The sequence below is a fragment of the Aneurinibacillus migulanus genome, from assembly GCF_001274715.1.
Taxonomy (GTDB): Bacteria; Bacillota; Bacilli; order Aneurinibacillales; family Aneurinibacillaceae; genus Aneurinibacillus; species Aneurinibacillus migulanus.
Genome location: NZ_LGUG01000004.1, coordinates 2052056 through 2073575, shown reverse-complemented (window position 1 = coordinate 2073575; position 21520 = coordinate 2052056). Strand labels below are relative to the sequence as shown.

At 40.8% G+C, this 21520-nt stretch carries 24 protein-coding genes and 3 pseudogenes; 13 read left to right on the top strand and 14 right to left on the bottom strand.

The genetic code is table 11. The features are described 5' to 3' along the window. Window positions 1–63: 63 nt before the first annotated feature. Window positions 64–882 (bottom strand): NERD domain-containing protein, encoded by an 819-nt coding sequence (locus AF333_RS12005; protein WP_052812223.1) that lies wholly within the window; start codon window positions 880–882, stop codon window positions 64–66. A gap of 157 nt (window positions 883–1039) precedes the next feature. Between AF333_RS12005 and AF333_RS12000 the strand changes: the two genes are divergently transcribed. Beyond that, window positions 1040–1396: a VOC family protein gene (locus tag AF333_RS12000; protein ID WP_043067260.1), complete on the top strand. Its 357-nt coding sequence runs from the start codon at window positions 1040–1042 to the stop codon at window positions 1394–1396. Window positions 1397–1611: 215 nt separating this feature from the next. Here AF333_RS12000 and AF333_RS11995 read toward each other — a convergent pair whose 3' ends face one another. Continuing rightward, window positions 1612–2007 carry a hypothetical protein gene (locus AF333_RS11995; RefSeq protein ID WP_043067451.1) on the bottom strand — a complete coding sequence of 132 codons (396 nt, stop codon included), beginning with the start codon at window positions 2005–2007 and terminating at the stop codon, window positions 1612–1614. A 118-nt stretch (window positions 2008–2125) separates the two neighbouring features. Continuing rightward, window positions 2126–2536, bottom strand: a complete 411-nt coding sequence (locus tag AF333_RS11990; RefSeq protein WP_235496396.1) for a hypothetical protein — start codon at window positions 2534–2536, stop codon at window positions 2126–2128. A gap of 262 nt (window positions 2537–2798) precedes the next feature. Here AF333_RS11990 and AF333_RS11985 point away from each other — a divergent pair. Further along, a pseudogene (locus AF333_RS11985) lies at window positions 2799–3332 on the top strand (IS1 family transposase); the annotation flags it as partial. A gap of 156 nt (window positions 3333–3488) precedes the next feature. Here the strand turns inward: AF333_RS11985 and AF333_RS11980 are convergent. After that, entirely contained in the window at window positions 3489–3962 is a 474-nt protein-coding gene (locus tag AF333_RS11980) for a GNAT family N-acetyltransferase (protein WP_052812226.1), read from the bottom strand. Between the two features lie 257 nt (window positions 3963–4219). Here AF333_RS11980 and AF333_RS36775 point away from each other — a divergent pair, with 257 nt between their 5' ends. From AF333_RS36775 to AF333_RS11950, 8 genes and pseudogenes are all read left to right on the top strand, one after another. After that, window positions 4220–4354, top strand: coding sequence for an AP2 domain-containing protein (locus AF333_RS36775; protein WP_254786524.1), 135 nt, complete (start codon window positions 4220–4222; stop codon window positions 4352–4354). A gap of 21 nt (window positions 4355–4375) precedes the next feature. Continuing rightward, window positions 4376–4537 (top strand): hypothetical protein, encoded by a 162-nt coding sequence (locus AF333_RS33610; protein ID WP_158502495.1) that lies wholly within the window; start codon window positions 4376–4378, stop codon window positions 4535–4537. 301 nt (window positions 4538–4838) lie between these two features. After that, window positions 4839–5183 carry a DNA-binding protein gene (locus AF333_RS11970; RefSeq protein WP_407638642.1) on the top strand — a complete coding sequence of 115 codons (345 nt, stop codon included), beginning with the start codon at window positions 4839–4841 and terminating at the stop codon, window positions 5181–5183. 164 nt (window positions 5184–5347) lie between these two features. Then, the gene (locus AF333_RS11965; RefSeq protein WP_080787868.1) at window positions 5348–5863 is read left to right on the top strand and encodes a hypothetical protein; all 516 of its coding nucleotides are present in this window, start codon (window positions 5348–5350) and stop codon (window positions 5861–5863) included. Between the two features lie 193 nt (window positions 5864–6056). Continuing rightward, window positions 6057–6494, top strand: coding sequence for a hypothetical protein (locus AF333_RS11960; RefSeq protein WP_043067265.1), 438 nt, complete (start codon window positions 6057–6059; stop codon window positions 6492–6494). A 780-nt stretch (window positions 6495–7274) separates the two neighbouring features. Further along, a complete protein-coding gene (locus AF333_RS11955) occupies window positions 7275–8111 on the top strand; it encodes a hypothetical protein (protein ID WP_043067266.1) in 837 nt (278 codons plus the stop codon). Window positions 8112–8306: 195 nt separating this feature from the next. Further along, a pseudogene (locus AF333_RS32765) lies at window positions 8307–8429 on the top strand (IS1595 family transposase); the annotation flags it as partial. A 116-nt stretch (window positions 8430–8545) separates the two neighbouring features. Then, the gene (locus tag AF333_RS11950) at window positions 8546–9256 is read left to right on the top strand and encodes an alpha/beta hydrolase (protein WP_043067267.1); all 711 of its coding nucleotides are present in this window, start codon (window positions 8546–8548) and stop codon (window positions 9254–9256) included. Window positions 9257–9289: 33 nt separating this feature from the next. Here AF333_RS11950 and AF333_RS11945 read toward each other — a convergent pair. Further along, a pseudogene (locus tag AF333_RS11945) lies at window positions 9290–9553 on the bottom strand (IS66 family transposase); the annotation flags it as partial. Window positions 9554–9700: 147 nt separating this feature from the next. On the opposite strand from AF333_RS11945, the gene AF333_RS11940 reads away from it, so the two are divergent. Continuing rightward, window positions 9701–9982: a hypothetical protein gene (locus tag AF333_RS11940; RefSeq protein WP_043067269.1), complete on the top strand. Its 282-nt coding sequence runs from the start codon at window positions 9701–9703 to the stop codon at window positions 9980–9982. A 194-nt stretch (window positions 9983–10176) separates the two neighbouring features. Here AF333_RS11940 and AF333_RS11935 read toward each other — a convergent pair whose 3' ends face one another. Next, window positions 10177–11628 (bottom strand): IS1182 family transposase, encoded by a 1452-nt coding sequence (locus AF333_RS11935; RefSeq protein WP_043063790.1) that lies wholly within the window; start codon window positions 11626–11628, stop codon window positions 10177–10179. 335 nt (window positions 11629–11963) lie between these two features. Here AF333_RS11935 and AF333_RS11930 point away from each other — a divergent pair, with 335 nt between their 5' ends. Then, entirely contained in the window at window positions 11964–12479 is a 516-nt protein-coding gene (locus AF333_RS11930) for a site-specific integrase (protein ID WP_074715268.1), read from the top strand. Window positions 12480–12550: 71 nt separating this feature from the next. Here AF333_RS11930 and AF333_RS35060 read toward each other — a convergent pair whose 3' ends face one another. From AF333_RS35060 to AF333_RS11900, 7 genes are all read right to left on the bottom strand, one after another. Next, entirely contained in the window at window positions 12551–12733 is a 183-nt protein-coding gene (locus AF333_RS35060) for a hypothetical protein (RefSeq protein ID WP_235496395.1), read from the bottom strand. Between the two features lie 292 nt (window positions 12734–13025). Continuing rightward, on the bottom strand, window positions 13026–13211 hold the full coding sequence (locus AF333_RS11925; protein ID WP_043066916.1) for a hypothetical protein: 186 nt from the start codon (window positions 13209–13211) through the stop codon (window positions 13026–13028). Window positions 13212–13386: 175 nt separating this feature from the next. Further along, window positions 13387–13650 carry a hypothetical protein gene (locus AF333_RS11920; protein WP_043066917.1) on the bottom strand — a complete coding sequence of 88 codons (264 nt, stop codon included), beginning with the start codon at window positions 13648–13650 and terminating at the stop codon, window positions 13387–13389. 225 nt (window positions 13651–13875) lie between these two features. After that, window positions 13876–14754 carry a CvfB family protein gene (locus tag AF333_RS11915; protein ID WP_235355950.1) on the bottom strand — a complete coding sequence of 293 codons (879 nt, stop codon included), beginning with the start codon at window positions 14752–14754 and terminating at the stop codon, window positions 13876–13878. 20 nt (window positions 14755–14774) lie between these two features. Then, entirely contained in the window at window positions 14775–16880 is a 2106-nt protein-coding gene (locus tag AF333_RS11910) for an ATP-dependent helicase (RefSeq protein ID WP_052812172.1), read from the bottom strand. A 189-nt stretch (window positions 16881–17069) separates the two neighbouring features. Continuing rightward, window positions 17070–18599: an acetyl-CoA hydrolase/transferase family protein gene (locus AF333_RS11905; protein ID WP_043066919.1), complete on the bottom strand. Its 1530-nt coding sequence runs from the start codon at window positions 18597–18599 to the stop codon at window positions 17070–17072. Window positions 18600–18821: 222 nt separating this feature from the next. Continuing rightward, a complete protein-coding gene (locus tag AF333_RS11900) occupies window positions 18822–19493 on the bottom strand; it encodes a LytTR family DNA-binding domain-containing protein (RefSeq protein ID WP_043066920.1) in 672 nt (223 codons plus the stop codon). A gap of 186 nt (window positions 19494–19679) precedes the next feature. Between AF333_RS11900 and AF333_RS11895 the strand changes: the two genes are divergently transcribed. Then, window positions 19680–20339 (top strand): GerMN domain-containing protein, encoded by a 660-nt coding sequence (locus AF333_RS11895; protein WP_043066921.1) that lies wholly within the window; start codon window positions 19680–19682, stop codon window positions 20337–20339. Between the two features lie 57 nt (window positions 20340–20396). Here AF333_RS11895 and AF333_RS11890 read toward each other — a convergent pair whose 3' ends face one another. Next, window positions 20397–21491, bottom strand: coding sequence for a YheC/YheD family endospore coat-associated protein (locus tag AF333_RS11890; protein ID WP_043066922.1), 1095 nt, complete (start codon window positions 21489–21491; stop codon window positions 20397–20399). Between the last annotated feature and the right edge of the window lie 29 nt (window positions 21492–21520).

Genomic DNA, 21520 nt, shown 5'->3' with positions numbered 1-21520 from the left:
TTGTATAAGCTCTCTTACAAACAAAGACATTCTGCTTTCTGTATATCCATAAAAGCCAATATGTCATGACTTAATTGCCTCTTTATTGTGTTTCGCGCTGACTTTAAACTTACAGCGTGGGTAGCCAGAACACCCAAAAAATATTCCATACTTTCCGATACGTTCCACTAAAGCTCCTCCACAGTTCGGACATATCCCATTCTCTACCTGCTCACCACGCTTTTGAATGTCTTTGATATGCTGCTCTCGCATTGTCTCACTAATAATATTCATCTTCTGCAACACATCTACCATCTCATAGGTCTGTTGCATGGTCAATTTTTCGTTTACGTGGTTTCGAATGACTGTTAGAAGTTCGCTTTCTCGTATTACAATCGCTCTTGTTGCTTCTACTTCTATGCTTTTTGTTCCAACAAACACAATGATAGAGACAATTGGCAACATACTAGCTGAATCGTTCAGTACAGTTCGTAATGCTTTGATGTGTTGTTCATTCTGCTTAATTGGATTATAGAACTCATACCGCTGCTGTTTTTTCAAAAACTGAACCCAGTTTTTTGCACCTTCATATCCTTTGATATAACCACTATAAGCTTTTGTTTCAATCACGAAGATTCCGTAAGGAGAAAAAACAATATGGTCGATTTGAGCTGTATTGCCGTTATTGCCTTGGATCATAATATCGTGAAAGCCTATGTATTCATTCCCAAGTCGAGAAAGAATATCCTGGACAACCATCTCTCCTATTCTTCCTTTTTGTTGGATTTTGTCTTCTGGTTGAGATAAAACTTCATGACGCTTCCTTTTTTTCTTTTTAGCCAACTTACTTTTGGAGAGAATAAATAAAAGCAGGAGAATACTCCCTAGTAAAATGTACTCCATTGACCTCCCCCTTTTTCCGTTTATATGTTACTAACTTCATACTATCTAACACAAATTTACTATATATGTATCTATTTTCCTATATATTCTTTCTAAATTCCAGAAGTTTAGTATAATTAAGGGAAACTCTATGTAACTTTAGATAGGAGGATTTACCTTGAAAATCATTAAAACCTTTACACGTTTATATGTAGAAGACATAAATAGCGCACTTGCTTTTTATGAACAACTGCTAAATACGAAGCCTTCATTACGCTTTACTTATCCGGCTGTTCATTTGGAATTGGCTGGTATTGGGGATTTTCTTCTGCTTGCAGGTTCAGAAGAGGCTCTAGCTCCGTTTCGTGAAACAAAGGCAACTTGCGTAGTTGATTCCATCCTGGAATTTCGGACACACCTACTAGATCAAGGGAGTGAAATCATTCGCGATATTAGAGAAGTACCTACAAGTAAAAATATGACGATAAGACATCCTGATGGAACCATAATTGAATATGTGGAGTATAAACAGTAAGTAAAATAGGATGATGTCAGTCTTTTTCAATGACTATCCTCAAGCATAAGGAAGACAAAACATTGATACTGAAAATATAGGAAGACTTGTACAAATAGAAAAAGCGGATGATTTTCCCGCTTTTTTCAAAATTCTTTTCTGATTAGGCTCTGTTATCGCTTGTTATTGATTTTTAACCAAAGGAAAAATATCGTATATTCGGTATTAAGCTAATTTTACTTTTCAATTGCTAATCGGAATACCAAAAGTGCAAGCACACTGGTTAATGGCGTCATTACCATTGTTTCCAAGCCAGAGTTTGAAGCTAAATTGCCTATTGTATTAAGCACTATAAGTCCAAACATTATCCATATACCGACATTCAAAGTTCTTTTGAACTTTCCTTTGAAAACATACCCTGCTTTTACAGCAATAATTAAAATAAATAGTATTTGCACAACTAACGATATGCTTTCAAAGATGATTACATTTGCTTCACTCTTTAATCGTCCTCCCCATACGAAATCATATGGTACAATCTTTAGAAGTATCAGGACATGCATCAAAATTGCTATTGCATTAATGGCGATTATTATATTACTTGCCAGTCTAATGCTAATTAATTTTTTCATTTTCCGTTCCTGTTCTATTGAGATATTTTTCATTGAAAATCAACAATAAACTTTAGCAAAACCTCTGATTAAAAAACTATACTACTTAATAAAAAAGTGATTCTTGATACCATCTTGTTTATTTAATAGGCTCTAATTGTTCTACAATCATCTTCACCTTTTCTGAAAATCTATCTGGTTGTTCCTCTTTTATTTCATGTAGAATGTCAATTATGAGTTGTTTAATAGATTCATCGGTTTTGTTCAATGCATGTATGTACGGTATGATTAACCCCTCTGAGTTCATCAGTGTCTTGTGTATTCTTTTTGCACAAAATTCAGCATCGGGTAACATCTTGGGTATACCTCTAACAAGTTCATACAATCCGTCCTCAAGTCCGTTTCGCTCTGCTATATAAAAAATAGTTTCTATAATATCGTCGTTAATATATGGCTCTACAATATCATCATGCATGACCAAACAAAGGTCTGGAATAATCGTATTTCTTCCATTAAAAGCTAGTTCATTTAATATATCCCTCAATGTCATCGCCTTCGTTTTCTAGCGCTCTCATCCTATATAGAGTAGTTATCGGCTCTGTAAAAGATACGTGATACCTCCTAAGCATATTTTTCTTATCATGGTTTTAGTATTACGTACCTTTATTAAAACTACTTTCATAAAGGCTTATTTCTAAAATATGGTTGCTAAAAGACGAACTCAGTCTAAATTTTGTTATAATAATAGTATAAATTAATACAAAAATTCTTATTTACTTATAATAGACAGAATTTTAAGAAAATTTTACGATATGCTCCAGGCGGAAAAGGCAAAATTGTATGATGCCATAAAAGATACGTTGTACCCAGAACAGAAAACCAACATCATAAGCATGGTTGAAAACATTCGAGGAGTTCGATTTAGTAACGGATTAGCTTGTATTCACTGTGGGAGTCTGAGTTTGAAACGAAACGGAAAGTATCGCTCGCGGCAGTGCTATTTGTGCAAGGATTGCGGTAAGACCGTTAACGATAGGAGTGAAAGTTCACTTTCTGGCACACATCATCCTCATAAATGGCTTCGCTATTTTGAAATGATGGTTGAAAATAATGGGAAGTCGTTACCCAAAATTGCACAAGAGTTAGAGATTCACGTATTCACTGCCTTCTATTGGAGACGTAAAATTTTGAATGCTATTTGTTTTATTGGTCACAATCAACTTCGAGGCATTGTAGAAAGTGATAAGGGCAAAAAAGGTAGCATTGCACACCATAAATCACGAAAACGCGATGGTTCAGCCCAAAAACGAGGTGTTAGTAATGAACAGATTTGTGTTGGTGTGGCTACACAATACTTGGATAACTATTTATTTTGGCTTCGTTTCTTGGAACTGAATAGGAAATTGGAGAAAAATTGACTTTCAAAGCCTTGTTTCTGACATCATGCTAAAAGCCGAATTTTACAAAGGTAGATTCTTTTAGACACGTTAGTTAAAACCAACCTAAGTAACAACCAATTTAAATTTTTGACGACTACCTCCTTCTGGGCCATTTGGAATCAACTCGTCTAATGGAACGAAGCCAAACTTCTGGTACAGCTTTCTTGCAGGTTGCCCATCAGGAATATCATAACCAAATGTAGTAACTACTACTTCTGCTGGAACATCAATAAGTTTCAAAATATGTCTTAGCAATGCTGTTGCTATTCCTTTATTTCTCGCTTGCGCTGAAACGGATAACCACCCAACCTTATATCTTGGAGCATTTGATGCTGAAAATAAAATCCCACCGAGCAATCTAGATCCAGGTAATCCATCGTTTTCCCTCACACAAAATGCACTATTTTGATTTATATTCTTCTCTAATACCTGAATAAAATTTGGATCACTTACCATTGGTCCAAATAGGTATTCGACTTCAGAGGCTAATTCTAACCATCCGTTTAGGTCATCCATTGTCGCGTTTACAACCCTCATAATTAACATCCCCCATTTTTATAAACCTATTTTCATGCCATTTTACAACCATGTAATCATACCATATTTTAGAACAATCTACTGATAGTCAATTTATCAGAGCCTTTATAAAATTTGTTCATCAATCCGACAGAACGACCATTATTTATTATGAAAGCCGAGAAGGGAGCCAGCGACAAACCCTCATTGATACTGCTGATTTTGAACAGGTAAGCAGCATACCAGGAACATGGTTTATTTCTCGTACAAAAAAGACGGTGAATATCGACCTTATTGTAAATAAGTATCGTGTCCGTATCATGGTGGAAGGAAAACAACATCATATCGGTCAATTCGATACGCTTGAAGAAGCAGAAATTGCAGCTATAAAAGCCAGACAAAAATTACTTTAGTTGACTAAAGGTGGTCAAGATGTGGTCAATCGCTATTTTTATGCTAAAAATCCCCGCCTCGACGACGGGAATTTGATTCTTATTTTTTCTTTTTCCGGTATGGAAGAGAAATGCTCCGTTTGTCCTCAACTGGTGGTAGATTGCGGTATTTCGCTAATTCTTCATCCGATAGCTGATACATAATAACCTTACCTGGACACATAACTGCATCATCTCTTTCTTCCTTAGAGACGACTGAGTGTTTGTTGAAGTAAAGCAAGGATTTACTATAAATGAAGAAAAATCGCTTAAAAACAGCTAATTTTGCAAGGTAAACGTCGCAAGTAGCTAACACAGGGAGGAAGAAGAAATGCAAGGCCTTCTTCCTTTCCTTCCACTCTAAGTGGACTATGAAAAGACTAAAAACATGCATGAGAAATCTTGTATCCCTACGTGGCGCTCTTGGTTTAGCCCTTGCTGTCACATATTCTCCCGAACAATTAACATGGCAACAGATTATTCTTATCGTAGCCGTTGCTTACTTATGGATTACTGCGGCATTAAGGAAAACACAATAAACAAAAAGGTGAAAGGTATAGCGTATCATTTCGAGACAAGGGAAGATCTCAGGCGATTTGTTACTGAAGAGGTATTAAATTCCGCAGAAACGATTGAGTTTTTGGAAATTAGTCGTGAACGACTTAGCCAGCTCATCAAGGATGGAAAGTTACTCCCAATTAAGAAGATGCTAAAAGACAGCTTGTTTTTAAAAACAGACCTGGAGGAAAAGAAAAAGGAATTGGAAACGACAAGAAAAAAGTACCAGCCATTTGATACGCTGGATAAATAGCCCTCTGCGGAGAATTTCCTTTTTTATATAGGCTCTGTTAAAGGTGAATGTTGATATTTGATGTCTTTTTCATTAGTTGGACAAGGATTTAGTAAAATTGATACGAATATATATTATGATTTTTATTCTGAGGTAAAAAATGGAGGATACCAATGAAGTTTTGTATGAATTTTGGTGATACCAATTTTATTGGAGTAGTTAATGCTGATAAATACAAATCATTTGTGAATGAAGATTGGGAGTTAGATGATATTCTCTTGCAACACTTTGGGAATGAAATGAAACAGGGACATATTTTGGTGTTTAAAATGACAGAAGAAGGAATAGAGCATTCTTGGAGTGTTGACGTGAAGATAGGAACTGAAGAGATTACTCATCCATGTTTTCGTAAGGCTGTAGGGTATATAAAAGTAACAGAGAATAAATTATATTTGGTTGATTATGATTGTCTTACGATGGCTGCTCAGTTTGAAGATGAAAAAGTACCTGATAAAAATTGCTCCAATTATAAAATTGATATAGAAAATGGAGTTTATAAAGTTGAGGTAATTCAATATTATAATGTAGATGAAAATGAATATGTTGGAACAAATGAAACAAACATTTTGCTAAATTTCATAAAAGTGTCCGACTTCCAGCCAATAGTTGATAAGGTCTTTTGGTGTACTTATCAATGTTAGTTGAACAAGGATTGGAAACCCTTTATAGTCGGGTTTCCTTTAATTTTATCTGATTATCAACATTAGCATTTAACATAGCCTTTATATAAAAGTTCTGTTAAAGAATGTTGTTTTTTTATTAAGCTAACGTTAGTAGGGTGTAAATATTGGAAAAAACAACTGTCGAAAAGAAAAATGAGGGTGGTAAATCAAAATGAGAGAGTGTTGTTTTAAAATAAATTTATCATTAGAAGAAGCTAAAAAGCGTTATTGCGATTGGATGAATAAGGATATAAATTTTCAACGGGACGAAAATGGGAATTTTTATAATGAATCAGTGTGCTTGTCTGAATCTGAAGATGGATGGACACACTTTATAGACCTTGAAGGACAAACGTTTTTTGGATTATCAAATGAATCTTGGATGGAACTCGCAAAAGATAGTTCTGTTACATACGCTTACTATGATGAAGATTTTAATGCAGAGCTTATAGTAATAGAAAAGGGTAGATTAATACGAGAATTTTCACTTTATGAAGATGAACCAGATGCTAATGTGAATTTTGGAGTATTTGAATATGAAAAAAGTTCACCAATAGAAGCTTGGAATGATGTAGCAACTTTTCTTGAGGAGGAATTAACAGGAGCATGAATTGAACAAGAGATAAATCATAAGGGCTAAAATGGCCCTTTTTTATTTTTCTAAAAGATCAACACTAACGTCTAACAGAGCCTTTATATAAAAAAAGCTCCGTCATCTGTGCATTTAACCCACTCTCTTTTCATTTACTGGCTACATAGCCAGCACCTTCTTAACAGAGAAATACCTCGTCGCTCTCCGTTTGAATCAGCACGCCCAAATCCTTCCATCCCTTATTGAAAACAAGCGTATCTTTCGTTGACTCAATTCTCCATTCCTCTAATAAGTCTGCGTTTTATGACAATATCTACCCTGTTTTTGTGATAGTTACTTCTAGCAACATCAAAGCATATAATAAGTCAAAGTAACTATGTAATGATTGTAAACCCTACTTTTATATGGTATAAATAGGGTGCTAGTAATTTGTTTACAATAATATTTAAATAGATATAAATCGCGATTAAGAATTCGACAAATGAACTATTGTGTGTTGTAATTTTTAGATTGTGAACAAAAGGGAACTTTTGCTTCTTACGGTGATGACAATATTAGGGACGAAACGATTACCTTTTACGAGAATGTTCATGGCATAGAAGTAGTTTTAGCAAGTGCAATGGTTATTACAGTCAAACAAATGGCTGATGCGTGTACAAAATTTTTCAAGAAGAAAACTCGTCCAACGTGTATTAAATGATGTGCCATTGGATTCGCTCGTCACCTAATGAACATTGATGCCGGTTCATGGGGAAATGATGAAGAGGCTTGGGCCTGATTTATGAACGGAGGGAAAGCTTGCTTAAGTGGAATAGCGATGTATGGGGAAAGCTAACAGGACCGTATAGTTCCGCAGACAACGTACCTGTGTTATTGCAGCAGCTAATGCAACAATATAGCCAGGAGATTTTTGACGAACTCTTTCAGGAGTACTTGTTCCATCAAAATACAATATATACGGCTACATATGCAGCGATGCCATTTTTGGCACAAATAGCATGTTCTACATCTGATGCTGAAGTGCGCAAAGAGCTGTTTGTAAATTGCGGTATAATCGAGGCAAGCCGTAATGAGCGCGATGGGGAGCTATTTCCAGAATCTTGGGCTGAACTGGTTGAGGATGTAGGCAACTCTGTCTGTACTGAATTGTATCGTGAATATTTAGAGGCCATTGGGAAGCTCAAGGCGCTTACAAAGGAAGTATTCTCCTATACAGCCCATCATTCCATCGATGAGATGGAGAAACATTTTATTCTTGTTGCGGATGCCGCTTATCGGGGTTCGTATATTCTTGCCAATATGTTGATGACTTTTATTAACTGTGATGAGTATGTGGCCGTGTGTCCGGCCTGCGAAGAAGATGTATTCATCTGGCCTCATGAAGATAATTCTGCAGAAATCCTTCAAGTCTATGAACGCGATCCCGTCTTTCACACTGGCCAGGAACCCTATGTAATCGTTCCGGTCACGTCATTTGCAGATGAAGAAATACGAACATTAGCGGAGCAAGCGGAAGCGATCGGGGAGCAAACATTGGTTAGGCATCTGTATTATTTAGCGGGGGAAACATTATGTCCCTCCTGCCGTGAGAAATTTTCCGTATGGCCGTCTTTACTTAGCACATTTACAATGTAGAGCGTAAGTTAAGGGGGGACGGAGGATTTCTAGGAGCTGTTACGCCGCGACAAGCTCCTTCTTATTTTTCGCCATTACTTTTCATTTATGTCTTCGACACTTATTTCAGCCTTAAGACATGGCTTTATCTCACCATCAAGATTCTTGCGCCTCTGCGACTTATCAAGATGGGTATATAGATTAGACGAATAAAAACTTCATATAATAGAAACTGACAAAGAAGTTGTTAAAATCAAGAACTTTATGGTTCAATGCAATGTAATCCACGCTTATACAAGAATAACAGATTTTAAAGAAAGAGAGCCAATATTTATTTAGATATATACATTATAATGGAATCATTGTTATAACTATCATATAAGCACTCTCTAATTTAGTACACACTTGAATTTTAGGAATCATGAATTATTTATATTTCATGGAGGATAGATGTAATGATAAGACATAATTTAAAGATAGATAATATTCCGATAATTTTGTGGGGAGACAAATCAGATAAGTTATTTATAGTTGTGCATGGTAACATGTCAAATAAGGCAGATGACTCGATTATTGTATTTGCAGAAGAAGCAACAGCAGTAGGTTATCAAGTTCTTAGTTTTGATTTGCCTCAACATGGTGACCGTAAGGATGATACTTATCTTTGTAAAGTTCAAAACTGTGTTCAAGACCTTAATACAATTATGACCTATGCAAAATCGTTATCAAATAATATAAGCATTTTTGCTTGTAGCATGGGAGCGTATTTTAGTCTATTAGAATATAGCCATGAGCCGTTGAAGCAGTGCTTGTTTCTCTCTCCTGTGGTAAATATGGAACGTATAATAAATAATATGATGACATGGTTTAACGTAAGTGAGAGTAGACTAAAAATAGAGAAAGAAATTTCCACACCTATTGGACAAACTCTCTATTGGGATTACTACTGTTATGTGAAAGAACATCCTATTGTTGCTTGGAATAATCCGACTTCAATTCTCTATGGTTCAGAAGATAACTTATGTGAGTTTGACATTGTATCTGAATTTGCTAAACGCTTTAACTGTAATTTGCAAGTAATGGAGAACGGAGAACACTATTTCCATACTCAGGAACAGTTGCAGTATTTCAGACAATGGCTAAAAAACCATATATACGTTAAATGATAATAGAAAATGGTTGATGTATAACCTTCTTTAATAGAGTTGATTACAGAAGTGTAAACCTTCGCTCGCCTTCACTTTTTTCCCCTTCTGTGAATCAGGTAAAGCCTTTAAGGCTTCATCAAACTTTCGTCTGGCATGCGTCCAACATCCCACAAGAGTGACATCCGGTATTTGATGATAACCACTATATCCATCTACTTGTAAATACCCTTGAAAACGAGTTAAAAAACGCTTCGGATGTTCTCCTGCTCTTGTGGGCTGATAATCATAGAGAACAATAGGGATATCCTCTCGCCCTGAAATGGCAGGTGTGAAATATTTGACGCTTACTCTAATAACAATCAACAGATAATTCACAACATTTACCACCCGAAATTCGTTTGTATATATGTTAGGATGGAACATGTGTTAGCAAACAATACATTTTAGTTTAGGAGTGGTCAAATGAAAAAACTACTAGCAACCGTCACTATTCTTGGTGCATCTCTACTAACCTTTGGTGCAGGGAGCGCAAGTGCGGCAACCAACTGCCCATTCGTAAACGGAGCACAAAACTTCGGTTCTACAACTGCAGCACACCAATTGAATTCCGCTAATAATGGAGATCTAAATAACTTAGTTCAACAAGTTCTTGGTAATAACAATAAAGGGGTACCGGTTGAGCAATCTAAATCCAAGTCTGATTGCCCAATTCAACTGTTTAATTTTGATTGCCCAGCTAAGTAAGTTATAGGCGAGTTGAACAACCATTTCTACCATATTTTGCACCTAAAAACAGCCCCCCCAGCCTAAGCGAGGCCACTGAAAAACTAGCGTTTTTTAGAGTAACTAAATTGATTCATCAAAAAAGACGACTCTAATTCAGTATTTGAATGCAGAGTCGTCTTTTTCCCCGTTATCACTAGCTGTATCTCTCGCTTTTAACCCATTAGTTTCAATATCCTTTTCAAATTCACTGTAAATATAGCCATTGCCCCTTGTAATTCCATACCAATAAGACCCGAGGATGACGCCACATCATACCCGTGTCGGTGCTTTAACTCACTATTTTTAGCTTCAATTTTATATCGTTCTTTCGATTTTTCTTTAAAATACTCACTTTCTTGAAATTTTTCCTGTTCTACATGTTCGTTGGATTTAATACTAACAGAATAACTCTTGCTTTTGGCTCCTTCTTTATAACATCCTTCTTTAAAGGAACATCGCTTACACCTTTCAATATCAAAATAGTACGTATTTTTTTGATTTTTACCTACCCCTTTTTTTCCTTGTCGAGCTTTCCGGATCGCCATATGTCCTGCTTTACATACATACATTCCTGCATCTTTATTGAATTCAAATTCATCTTCCTTCTTTCGATTCCCTTGTGTAACGGAAGGATTTAATTTAGCGACTAATTTGATATCGTTCTCCTGACTATATTCAATATTTCCTTTTTCCGAATAAGCAGTATCACCAATTACGGTTTCAATCTCCATGCCAGCTGCCACACTTTTTTCAACTAACGTCTGTAATTGTTTTCCGTCATTTTTTTCACCGGTCGTAATGGTTGCGGCCGTGATCAGCCGTTCTTCACTCATGGCTATGTGTGTTTTGTATCCAAAAAACGAAGAATCCGCACTTTTATGCCCCACCTTTGCATCTTGATCTTCTGAGATCGGCAACGGTTCGATATCATCAGCGACGACTTCTTTAAGACGGTTTACCTGTTCCTTTACTTTTGGATACTCGGAAATACTGCCTTCCTTTTCGATCACGTCAATAAGCTTTTGACAGTAGTCGATCTCATCTTCCAATACATTCGTTGCGTTTTTGGCGGGGAACTTGTTTTTCATGGTTTCATCTAGGGTATATACGACTTTTCTCAACTTTTTTGAGTGATCCATCAGGATTTCTTTAGGGGACTTCTGATTGTACCGAGCTTTCGTATGAGTGGCATCGACGATAATGGCTTTACTTTTGATAATCCCCTTTTCAATGGCGATTTCTACAGTCTTATTGATCAACATATCCAAAAGGTCGATATCTTTTAAACGCAGTTTCCGAAACTTGGTCAATGAACTTGATTCAATCACAGACTCTTCAGGCGCCATTTGAAGAAAATACTTAAAAGACATGTCATATTTCGAACGTTCAACCACGTCGACATCAGACAAGTCATAGATCGACTTCAACAATAAATATTTGAACATACGAATCGGGTCGATGGCGTTTCGACCGTTATCAAGGCAATATTTATCTTTAAGCTCGTCATATAAAAAAGAGAAGTCGATCAGTTCGTTAATTTTTCGCAACAGGTTATCCTTTGGAATGACCAAATCATAAATAGCCATAAACGGACTGAAGATCATGGATTGTTGTTTTTGAATCATCGTAACCACCCGCATAAATTGATACCTTGATTATACAGAAAAAAGGTATAATCTCCTCACAAATGGAGGGATGATACCTTTTTTAGGTCAAGAGGACTTTTTCAGTGGCCTCGCCTAAGCCGGTGGGGTCTTCTTCGTGCCCTGGTATCCACTTACCACACCAACACCTATACACAAGTAGCTTAATAAATCTAATCCCAAAGGTCAGGAGGAACAACTATCCACCAAAGCCAGTCCATGAGATACACAAGTTCTTTCTTCAGTATACTGTGAAAAGATTCGATGCAGGCGTTGTCATAACAGTTTCCTCTGCGGCTCATGTTGCCCAAGCTCATGTGCAGCTCCCGCCCACCGCCCCCTCCTTCTTTTCTTCCCTCTCACCACAAGAATTTGTCGATGTATCAAATCAGATTAAAACAAAGGCTGCACACCGCGTAATTTCTCTCCCCCCTTTTGTAGTCAATTGTCTAAAGAAGCACAAAACCGAACAAAACGGGCAGAAACTTCGCCTGGGTAACACCTATAAAAATCTTGATTCAGTTGTAGCTACCCCAATCGGAACGCCAGTAGAGCCCAATACAATGAATGACTACTTCCAGAAGCAAACAAAGCATGCTGGTCTACCGGTCATTCGTTTTCATGATTTACGTCATACGCACACAACGATCCTGCTTCGTATGGGAGGAAATCCAAAGCTGGTTTCCGAACGGATGGGGCATGCTAGTGTCACGATTACATTAGACACGTACTCTCATGTCCTACCAGATATGCAGAAAGACTTGGCTGCTAATTTGGAAATTGCCATGAAGAATAGCCGCAAAACACCCCCTCCGAGCACTTTAGCAGACTAAAGGTGAGCAAAATGTGAGCATTCGCCATTTTTATACTAAAAATCCCCGCCTCGACGACGGGGATTTGATTCTTATTTTTTCTTTTTCCGGTAGGGAAGAGAAATGCTCCGCTTGCCCTCAACCGGCGGTAGATTGCGGTATTTCGCCAATTCTTCATCCGATAGCTGATACGTAATAACCTTACCTGGACGCATAGCTGCATCATCTCTTTCTTCGGACGACCGAGTGTTTGTTGAAGTAAAGCAAACGTCCATGTACCATGTTCATCTACTCCTCTGCATCAAAGTCTATCGCTTCAGTTAGGAGAGATTTACCCGCTTTCTTCATCTTCTAAACATTTGTCTTATTTTACATGGAAAAAGGGCCGCTGTAAGGCAAGCCCTGTCCCCTAGTTTATCCCGCCTTAACGAGCGTAAGCCCCCCGGCTTGAGGATGGTAGAAATCGAGGAAATGTAAGCAGGATAAACCGCTTATAAAGGTCCGATACGTTCAGCTAACACTCAAGTAAGGGATGAACCCCCACGAGTGAAGTTTCACTTTATTGGCTTAATTCGCCAGCCGGTCTTCTTTATCACCCATACCTATTTCCTGGGCGATGGTTACTTTTGGAGAGCCTTGCCCGGTGACTTCTTGTGCGAAATCACGTGCTTCTCCCAGTGTTTCAAATGCGGCTACGTTATGATCGTTCGATTTCCCGAACAAGGAAATTGTCTCGTACACTACGTAGTACATCATATCACCCTCCCTCTTTTATCTTTATTTACAAATAAAATAACGGCTTCCTATACATACCCAAAATCATTGATGATTAAACCGTTTCTTCTACAAAGAGTATGACAAAGAATTAAAAATGTGCTAACTTTTTTTGTATCCTACTAAAAATGCCCTGTACAAAGCGTACAGGACATTATCTATACGTATCACGGTAGGCATCCATACCGATACGACGGAAAATTTCACGGTTTACGTCGTGAGCCTGTTGCCAAGATACTCCGATATGAATTGCATTAATATCCACCGTTTCGCCATTACGCATCTCTTCAAGCACCGTTGGGCGTTCTTCCTGTATGTTCGTTTCCGGCCATTGGTTCTCCATATAGCGTACTTGAGCTCTAAGAAGCGACAGGCGCTCCCATTTCTTCACCTGGGACTTGTCATCATAATACAGCATGTTCTGCCATCCTTCCTTTCTAGCATTTCTGCATATGTATTCGCTCAGGATTTCGTATGCTATATGATTTCGAACACTTTACCCGGTTTATGTCGCATAATAAACATGGAGATGTAATTTTTATTCTGTTTATACATTATTTATAGTGATAATATCCGTTACTTAATTGTACACATATTTTTACTGAATATTCAAGTTTTTATGTAAAAAAAGCGCTGAACACAATTATTCAGCGCTTTTTTTACTATTTTTTTCGGACAGAATGGTCCAGCCTTCTTCCTGGTGAGCTCGTCTTTCTTTCATTAGCTTACCGAGCGCACGCTTGAATGCAGCTTTGCTGATCCCGAATTTCTCTTTGATAATATCCGGGTCTGTCTTATCCGTATAGGGCATACGACCGCCCCGGTTCTTAATGTAATCGTAAATCATCTCGGCATCCTGACTGTAGCTGACTTCTTTTCGCAGCTTCGTCGTTACATTTACTCTTCCGTCATCCCTAACTTTAGAGATGCGCCCTTCCACTCGCTGTCCGACACGTAACGGTTCGTCCGTTTCGTCACGGTGAATGAAGGCAAGATGCTGTCCTTCGGTCAGTAGAAATGCGCCGATCTTAATGACTTTATATACGTAGCCTGTAATATCTTTATTGAAGCTATCTTGCTCTGCCGGTACGGCGATTTGTTCAAAGTTCTCTTCCCGGCCGAGTACAGCCAGCATACGCCCTTGTTTGTCGTGTTCAAGCTCTACGTATACGCGATCACCTGAACGTGGCCACTTGCTTTTGATTTCAGGCAACTGATCTGCCGGAAGCAACAAGTCTTTACGAATCCCGTTATCTAGAAACACACCCATACGTGGATGCACATCTTTGACTTCAAGCCAGCCGAATTCCCCCAGTGTAATATACGGTTCGTGCTGCGTGGCTGCGATCCGATCCTGATGATCGTGGTACAGGAATACTTCGACCTGCTCGCCGATTTCCAGCTCTCCTTCCGCATCGCTCTGATGCAGGAGAATGTCTTGTCCTTCTACTGATAAAAAATAGCCGAATGGTGCCTGCCGTTCAATTGTTGCCGTTACTTGCATACCTGCTTCAGGTTTCACTCTATAATCCTCCTTCTTCATTAACCGGTCGATGGGGCCTGTGCCGCTCCGCTGAATGCGTCCAACAGGAGAGGCGAAAGCCCGGCCGGCTTACCGCGGAAATATTGAGGGGAACTGATATATAACTCCTTCATCGCGCGCGTTACCGCAACATAGGCCAAACGGCGCTCCTCCTCTATTGCCTCGTCCTTTTTTTCTTCGCTTTTTTTATGCAACCAGAAGTCCGGCTTCTCTTCCGGATCGACCGCAATGCTATGAGGCAGTACACCGTCGATTGCCCCGATAAGAATGACAACCGGATACTCCAAACCTTTAGCGCTGTGGATCGTCTGTAACGTGACCCCATGACCCGTCTGCTGCGTCTTCTTACGCGTTTCTTTCTGGATAAGAATCGTATCAACGTATGACAGAAATTCCGCTACAGTCCCGAACGCTTTAACTGCTTCCTCCAGTTCGAACAAGTCGTCGCGCAGCATCTCTTTATGGTACGTGACCGCTCCATTCTGTTCGCTGCCGAGAAACTTGTCGTATCCACCTCCGGCGTCATTGCGAATCTCTCTAACCGCCTGCAAAGGGCTTAACCGTGCAATGCTATGAAGCCAATCTACCTGCTCGATGAGGCGGCGACGCTGGAAAGACGGCAAAGCCTCTAAGTGACGCAAAGCTTCCACATACGATACGCTCCGCTGAATGGATATAATTTGGATCTCCTTCATATAACGGGCTTTGCTAATGTACAAGCATGGCAGGATGCTCTCTAGCGCCGCTTCATTATACGGATCGATCGAAAGCCGCATAAAGTCAAGCACCGGGCGAATGGTAGACAGCTCATAGAATGTCGGATCGTCCCGATGCGTCGTGAACGGAATGCCGCTCAGCAGTAATTTTTCGTATAGTGTACGTGCCGTACTGTGCGTACGATACAACACGGCGATGTCACTATGCGTATAATCGCCCGAGCCTGTTAATTGCTCAATGAGATCCAACACCGCTTCCGCTTCCTTCTCTACGGATCGGGTTGCAAAATACTTGGGCAGGCCCGCTTCTCCTGGCAACACCCTTAGTTCTTTCTTAAATCGCTTCCTGTTATGACGAATTACCTCATTGCCCAGACCAACAACGCCTGACGGCGAACGGTAATTAATATCAAGCGTAATACGCGTGCACCCCGCATGTTCCTCCGGAAAGCGCAGAATAATCGATGGTTCTGCTCCGCGCCAACCGTAGATAGCCTGATCGGGATCTCCTACTACGCATAAATTGGACGCTTCAGAAAGCATACGTATCATTTCATATTGTGCGATGTTTGTATCTTGATATTCATCTACCATGATGTAGGCCATACGACGCTGCAAGGCAGATAGATATTCCGAATGGGTACGTAATGTCTCGATGCAGCCTGCAATCAAGTCCTCATAGTCGATAAGATTGTTTTTCCGCTTGTGCGACTCATAGCGCTTGAGCACGCGTCGCGCATCGTCTTTAAGGCCTTCTACCTCTTCCGTTACCCACGTATCCCCTACAATGAACAAATTATTTTTTAGGTACGCAAGCAGCGACAGGAGGGTTTCAGGTTCATATTGTTCGCCTGTCGCCAATTCTTTAGTAATTTGCTCGATCATGAATTCTTTTTGCTTTTCACTCATAATTCGCGGTGGATCGGTCAGCTTATGGAAATAAATCGTCCGTGCGAGTGAATGAAACGTACCTGTGATAATTTGTTTGACCATTGCCTGCGTTACACCTGGAATCGAAAGCAACCGTTCCTTCATTTGACGAGCGGCCTGACGGGTAAACGTGACCAGTACAATATTGCGCGGCGAGATACCTTTAACTAGCATCAGATAGGCAGTACGACAGGTTAGCACCGTTGTTTTACCACTGCCAGCTCCGGCATTGATGAGTACTGGCCCTTCTGTCGTACGTACCGCTTCAATCTGCGGCTCATTCAGGCGAATACCTGTTTGCTCCAGCGCGCGAAAGAAAAACGCGTCGGGCGCGTCATCCTCCACCAGCTGCTCCGAAGTTAGCCCGTCCGCCGTTTCCGCATGCGGAATGGCAGAGGATGCAGGCACTCCGGATGGCAAGTGGCCCATATCACAGATGTCATCCTGTTGGTATTTCATATGAATCAAACTCCCATTAACCGTAGCATCTTTTTCCACTATACAGGAAAGTTAGGAAAAAAGGAACGAAAAAAGATAGCCGCCTCTCCTCTTCGGAAAAGACGGCTATCTGTTTCTTTATCTATATCTCTCCACTTGACTAGCCATCAGTGTGGGAGGAAGAGAACACCCGCTGATGGAAGTTTTACTTTATACGTGCGCGGCTTTTTTTTCAGTTGCTATGTTCTCAAGCATTGTACCTTCCTGTTGATAACGGATATGCCAGGAGAACGCTTTTTCCATCACGTGCGGCGTTTGTCCGCCGCGTGTACAGGCTTCTTCAAAATATGCGCGGAGCTGCGGACGATAATCCGGATGCGCGCAATTATCAATGATAGCACGAGCGCGCTCACGAGGGGAAAGTCCGCGGAGGTCGGCAATCCCCTGTTCGGTCACAATTACATCCACGTCATGCTCTGTATGATCAACATGCGATATGAACGGTACTACACTTGAAATGTTGCCATTCTTAGCGATAGACTTGGTGACGAAAATGCCAAGACGGGCATTGCGCGCAAAATCGCCAGAACCACCAATTCCGTTCATCATATGAGTCCCCATTACATGAGTCGAGTTAACGTTACCATAGATGTCTACCTCAAGTGCCGTATTAATCGCAATCAGGCCAAGACGGCGAATGATTTCCGGGTGGTTGGAAATCTCCTGCGGCCGCAGAACGAGTCGGTCTTTGTATGATTCGAAGTTAGAAAACACCCGCTCGCCTTTCTCTTGCGACAAAATGATAGAACAGCCGGAAGCAAATCGGATTTTGCCCGCATCAAGCAAGTCGAATACGGCATCCTGCAGTACTTCTGAATATACTTCTAGGTCTGTGAATTCAGATGCGAGAAATCCATGGAACACCGCATTCGCAACCGATCCGATACCAGACTGCAGCGGTGCCAGCGTATTCGGCAGGCGTCCTGCTTTTACTTCCCCACGAAGAAATTCGATGAGATGACCAGCCATGATAGCTGTTTCTTCATCAGGTTGAACAATCGAGGATGACGTATCCTTCTCCTCCGTCACGACTACTCCCTTAATTTTTTCAAGCGGCACTTGAATAGCTGGAGTGCCGATGCGCTGCTCTACCGATGTTAGCGGAATAGGCTGACGCTCTATCTGCGGACCGGCATCGTATACGTCATGCACACCTTCAAGCGAAAGAGGCTGCGCCATATTTAATTCTACAATAACCTCTTTAGCATATTCGACGAAGATAGATGAATTTCCGACTGACGTCGTTGGTATGATCGAGCCGTCTTCCGTAATCGCAACCGCTTCCACAATTGCCACATCGATAGCGCCAATTGTGCCTGCCCGTACCATCTCCGCCGTATGGGAAAGGTGCTGATCGACATACGTGATATCGGCATTGTTAATTTTGCTACGCATCCGCTTTTCCGCCTGGAATGGAAGACGGCGGTTGATAATGCCAGCTTCAGCCATAATACCGTCTACCTCGGAACCGAGAGATGCACCAGTATAGACATTAACTTTTAATTTTTCTCCTGTTTCTTTAACCCGCTCTACCAATGCGCGAGGAACAGCCTTGGCATCTCCAGCCTGAGTAAATCCGCTCAATCCGAGAGTCATTCCATCCTGTATCCAACTGGCCGCCTCCTGTGCGGTGACCAGACGTTCTTGTATGAGTTTATTTCGTAACCGTTTCGTGAACATTCGAATACGCCCCTTTATGAAACCGTTATTATTTTAACAATTTGTAATATAAACAATAGCACGTCGCATATGCTTCTGCCGCAAAAAGGGGATAAAGCAGAATTTAACGGAATGAAGCAGCAAAAATACAGATAAACACTTTTTATTTTCCCATAAAATTGAAAGCGCTTTACACTGGTATGTGTTTTCTTATCCATTAAAAAAGGAAGGGAGCCCCCTTCCTTAGAATCCCATCAGTCGCCGAAATGCACTGGCATACTTCTGGCTGACCGGCACGCGTGTACGAGCCGAATCATTCATAATTAACATAAAAGTAGAATGAAAATCCGGATGAATCTCATCAATGGAATACACATTGATCATATAGGCACGGTGACAGCGAACAAATAAATCAGGTGGAAGAATATTTTCCAGCTCGATCAGGCTATACTTATTTACATACATGCCGCGCTCTGTATACAAATATGTCTTCCCTTTGTCCGATTCGATAAAATGAATATCAGACAAAGGAATTGGAACCCAACGGTCTTCACCTTTACCGATAAGAAAATGATGGCGAGGAAGCTTCGGCAAGCCTGGCGTTGCCGTTGGCGGGAAGATGGCTGTAATGCATCCTTCCGCGTCTCCTTGGCTTAAGATGGGTGTGCTCATTGCGTAATACGGTACGCCAAACACACTGTGATCTAGCAGTTGTTCGATTTTCTGCTTTCGGGAAAGCGCTTTGCGCGTTAGTGTCCCTTCATGAATGTCGTCACCCGGTTTAATTTTCAAATCAATAGCCCGGCTGGGCTGGTAATAAATAAATTTCGACTTGTCCGCAATAGCAATAGAAGTCTCTTGTGGAAACACGTCGCTGATCGCTTTCATAATTGAAAGTACAGATGAATTTTCCATTGTGTCATCTCCCACCTTCTCATTCGATTTACATTGTAGCACAAAAAATTTGCAAATAGGTGCACCATTTTTCATTTTCAAACGTCTAACTACAGTGGGAGATTAGGACTTCAGCAGGTGTTTTCTGGTAACTTATTGTGTAAGAATAGAAATTAAGTTTATTTCAGTCAGAAGGGAAGGATACATATGAGACTACCTCGCGCACTTTTATTTATCGCACTTATGGCTATGTTGGCTATTACAGGGTGCACCTCAGACGTTCCAAGCAGTGGTCAACAACAACCTCCTGCTACCACTAACAATGGAGAAACAACACAACCACCTCCTGCAACAGAGGAGCCAAATAGCAGCAAGCAGCCATCTGCAGAGCAACCTTCTTCAAAGGAGCGACCGTCTTCTAATAGTACAGACGGAGAGGAAGTTAAGGAAAAAAAAGTTATGCTGGTGTTTAGCGACGCTAACCTGATGGAGCAATACAAAGAGCCGCGCACCATCAAATATAAAAAAGAAGAGAATCTGCCGACCATTGCGCTGATGGCATGGAAGAACGGCCCTCAAAATAAGGAGCTGACAACCCTCATGCCGAAAAACGCAGAGGTTCAATGGCTGAAAAAAGAAGGCAATACGGCTGTTATCAGCTTATCTCCGGAAATCAAACAGGCGAACCTCGGCTCGTCAGGTGAACAATTCCTGCTTGAAGAAATGGCAACGATCTTGAGCCAGTTCGGGTACAAAAATATGAAAGTACTCATTGACGGCAAGGAAGTCGATACTATCCTCGGACATATGGATACAACTACGCCGATTGAACCGCTGAATTTTGCCGAATTAAAAGAAATGAAGTAATGCTGAAATATCCTTATATCTCTACACAAAAAGGCAGCGCCAAAAGGTGCTGCCTTTTTATCCTTTCGTTTTCAATTTATCAAGCAAATACTTGGCATAGCCCATCGGATTAGCATACGTCGCTTTCCACTCTTTCAGCATACGTACATTGCGAAATGCATAGCGTTGATCGCGTCCATTACATTCGATGAACAACGGCAGACCTTCCTTCGTCAGCCCGATGTCCAACCCTACATCCGCCAGCCCTGGGATCGACTCTTCTAGCCGGCGTACGACACGCAACGCAAATTCTCCAATGTCACGTTCTACCACTTTTGCCTTCAAGTTAGGATACTCATCAAGTAGATCAGCTAGCTTGTGGACCTTACCTCCTTGCCCTACATTGCTTAGAAATCGTCCTGCTGGGGCCACTTTACCTACCATCCCTGTGACCTGCCAGTCTCCAGAGGCATCCTTCTGAACAGAGACACGCAGATCAAAAGGATTGCCGCGATACGTAGCCAGCGACAGTGCCTCCTGAATATGGTACTTACGTGCAGTCAATTTCTTAAGCAGATGCCCCGGCAACGTGTCCGTGAATAATATACTCTTCCAGCGTTTGCGTCCCTTCACCCGGACAGCGTATGAAAACTTCCATCCTTTATCCGTACGCGTTATTCTCATGATTCCAGCTCCAATACTTCCACTGTTCGGTTTAATAAATAATGTATTATATGATTTCATCATTAGACGAACGTTTTCCGCAGTGCCGCTTACAGTATAGGCAAGATGTGGACGAATTTCAGGATCAGCCCACAATAAGGAATGAATGTATAATTTGCTGTAGCGATTCCAGCGATTGAATACGATGAAGCGTGCTTCTGCTATCCGGTTTAACTTTTCTTTTTCACGGGTGGAAAACAATAGCGCACGATTATGGATAATGCGGGGAACAGGAATGCGTACGCGGCGATATCCGTTCCCTTTCTTAACAAAAGCTGGCACGGTTGCCTGATGAGCACGCAGGTCATCCAGGCAAATGTAGCAAGGTTTTAGCCCGTACATCCGGGCTCCTTCTTCATAAAAAGCCAATACTTCAGTTTCTGTTCGACCGGTCGTGATTCCCCGGTACATAGATTGGTTAAGTAAGATGCCTACATACGAAACCTTCATCACACGCCTCCTTGTCTGCCTTCCTCTAT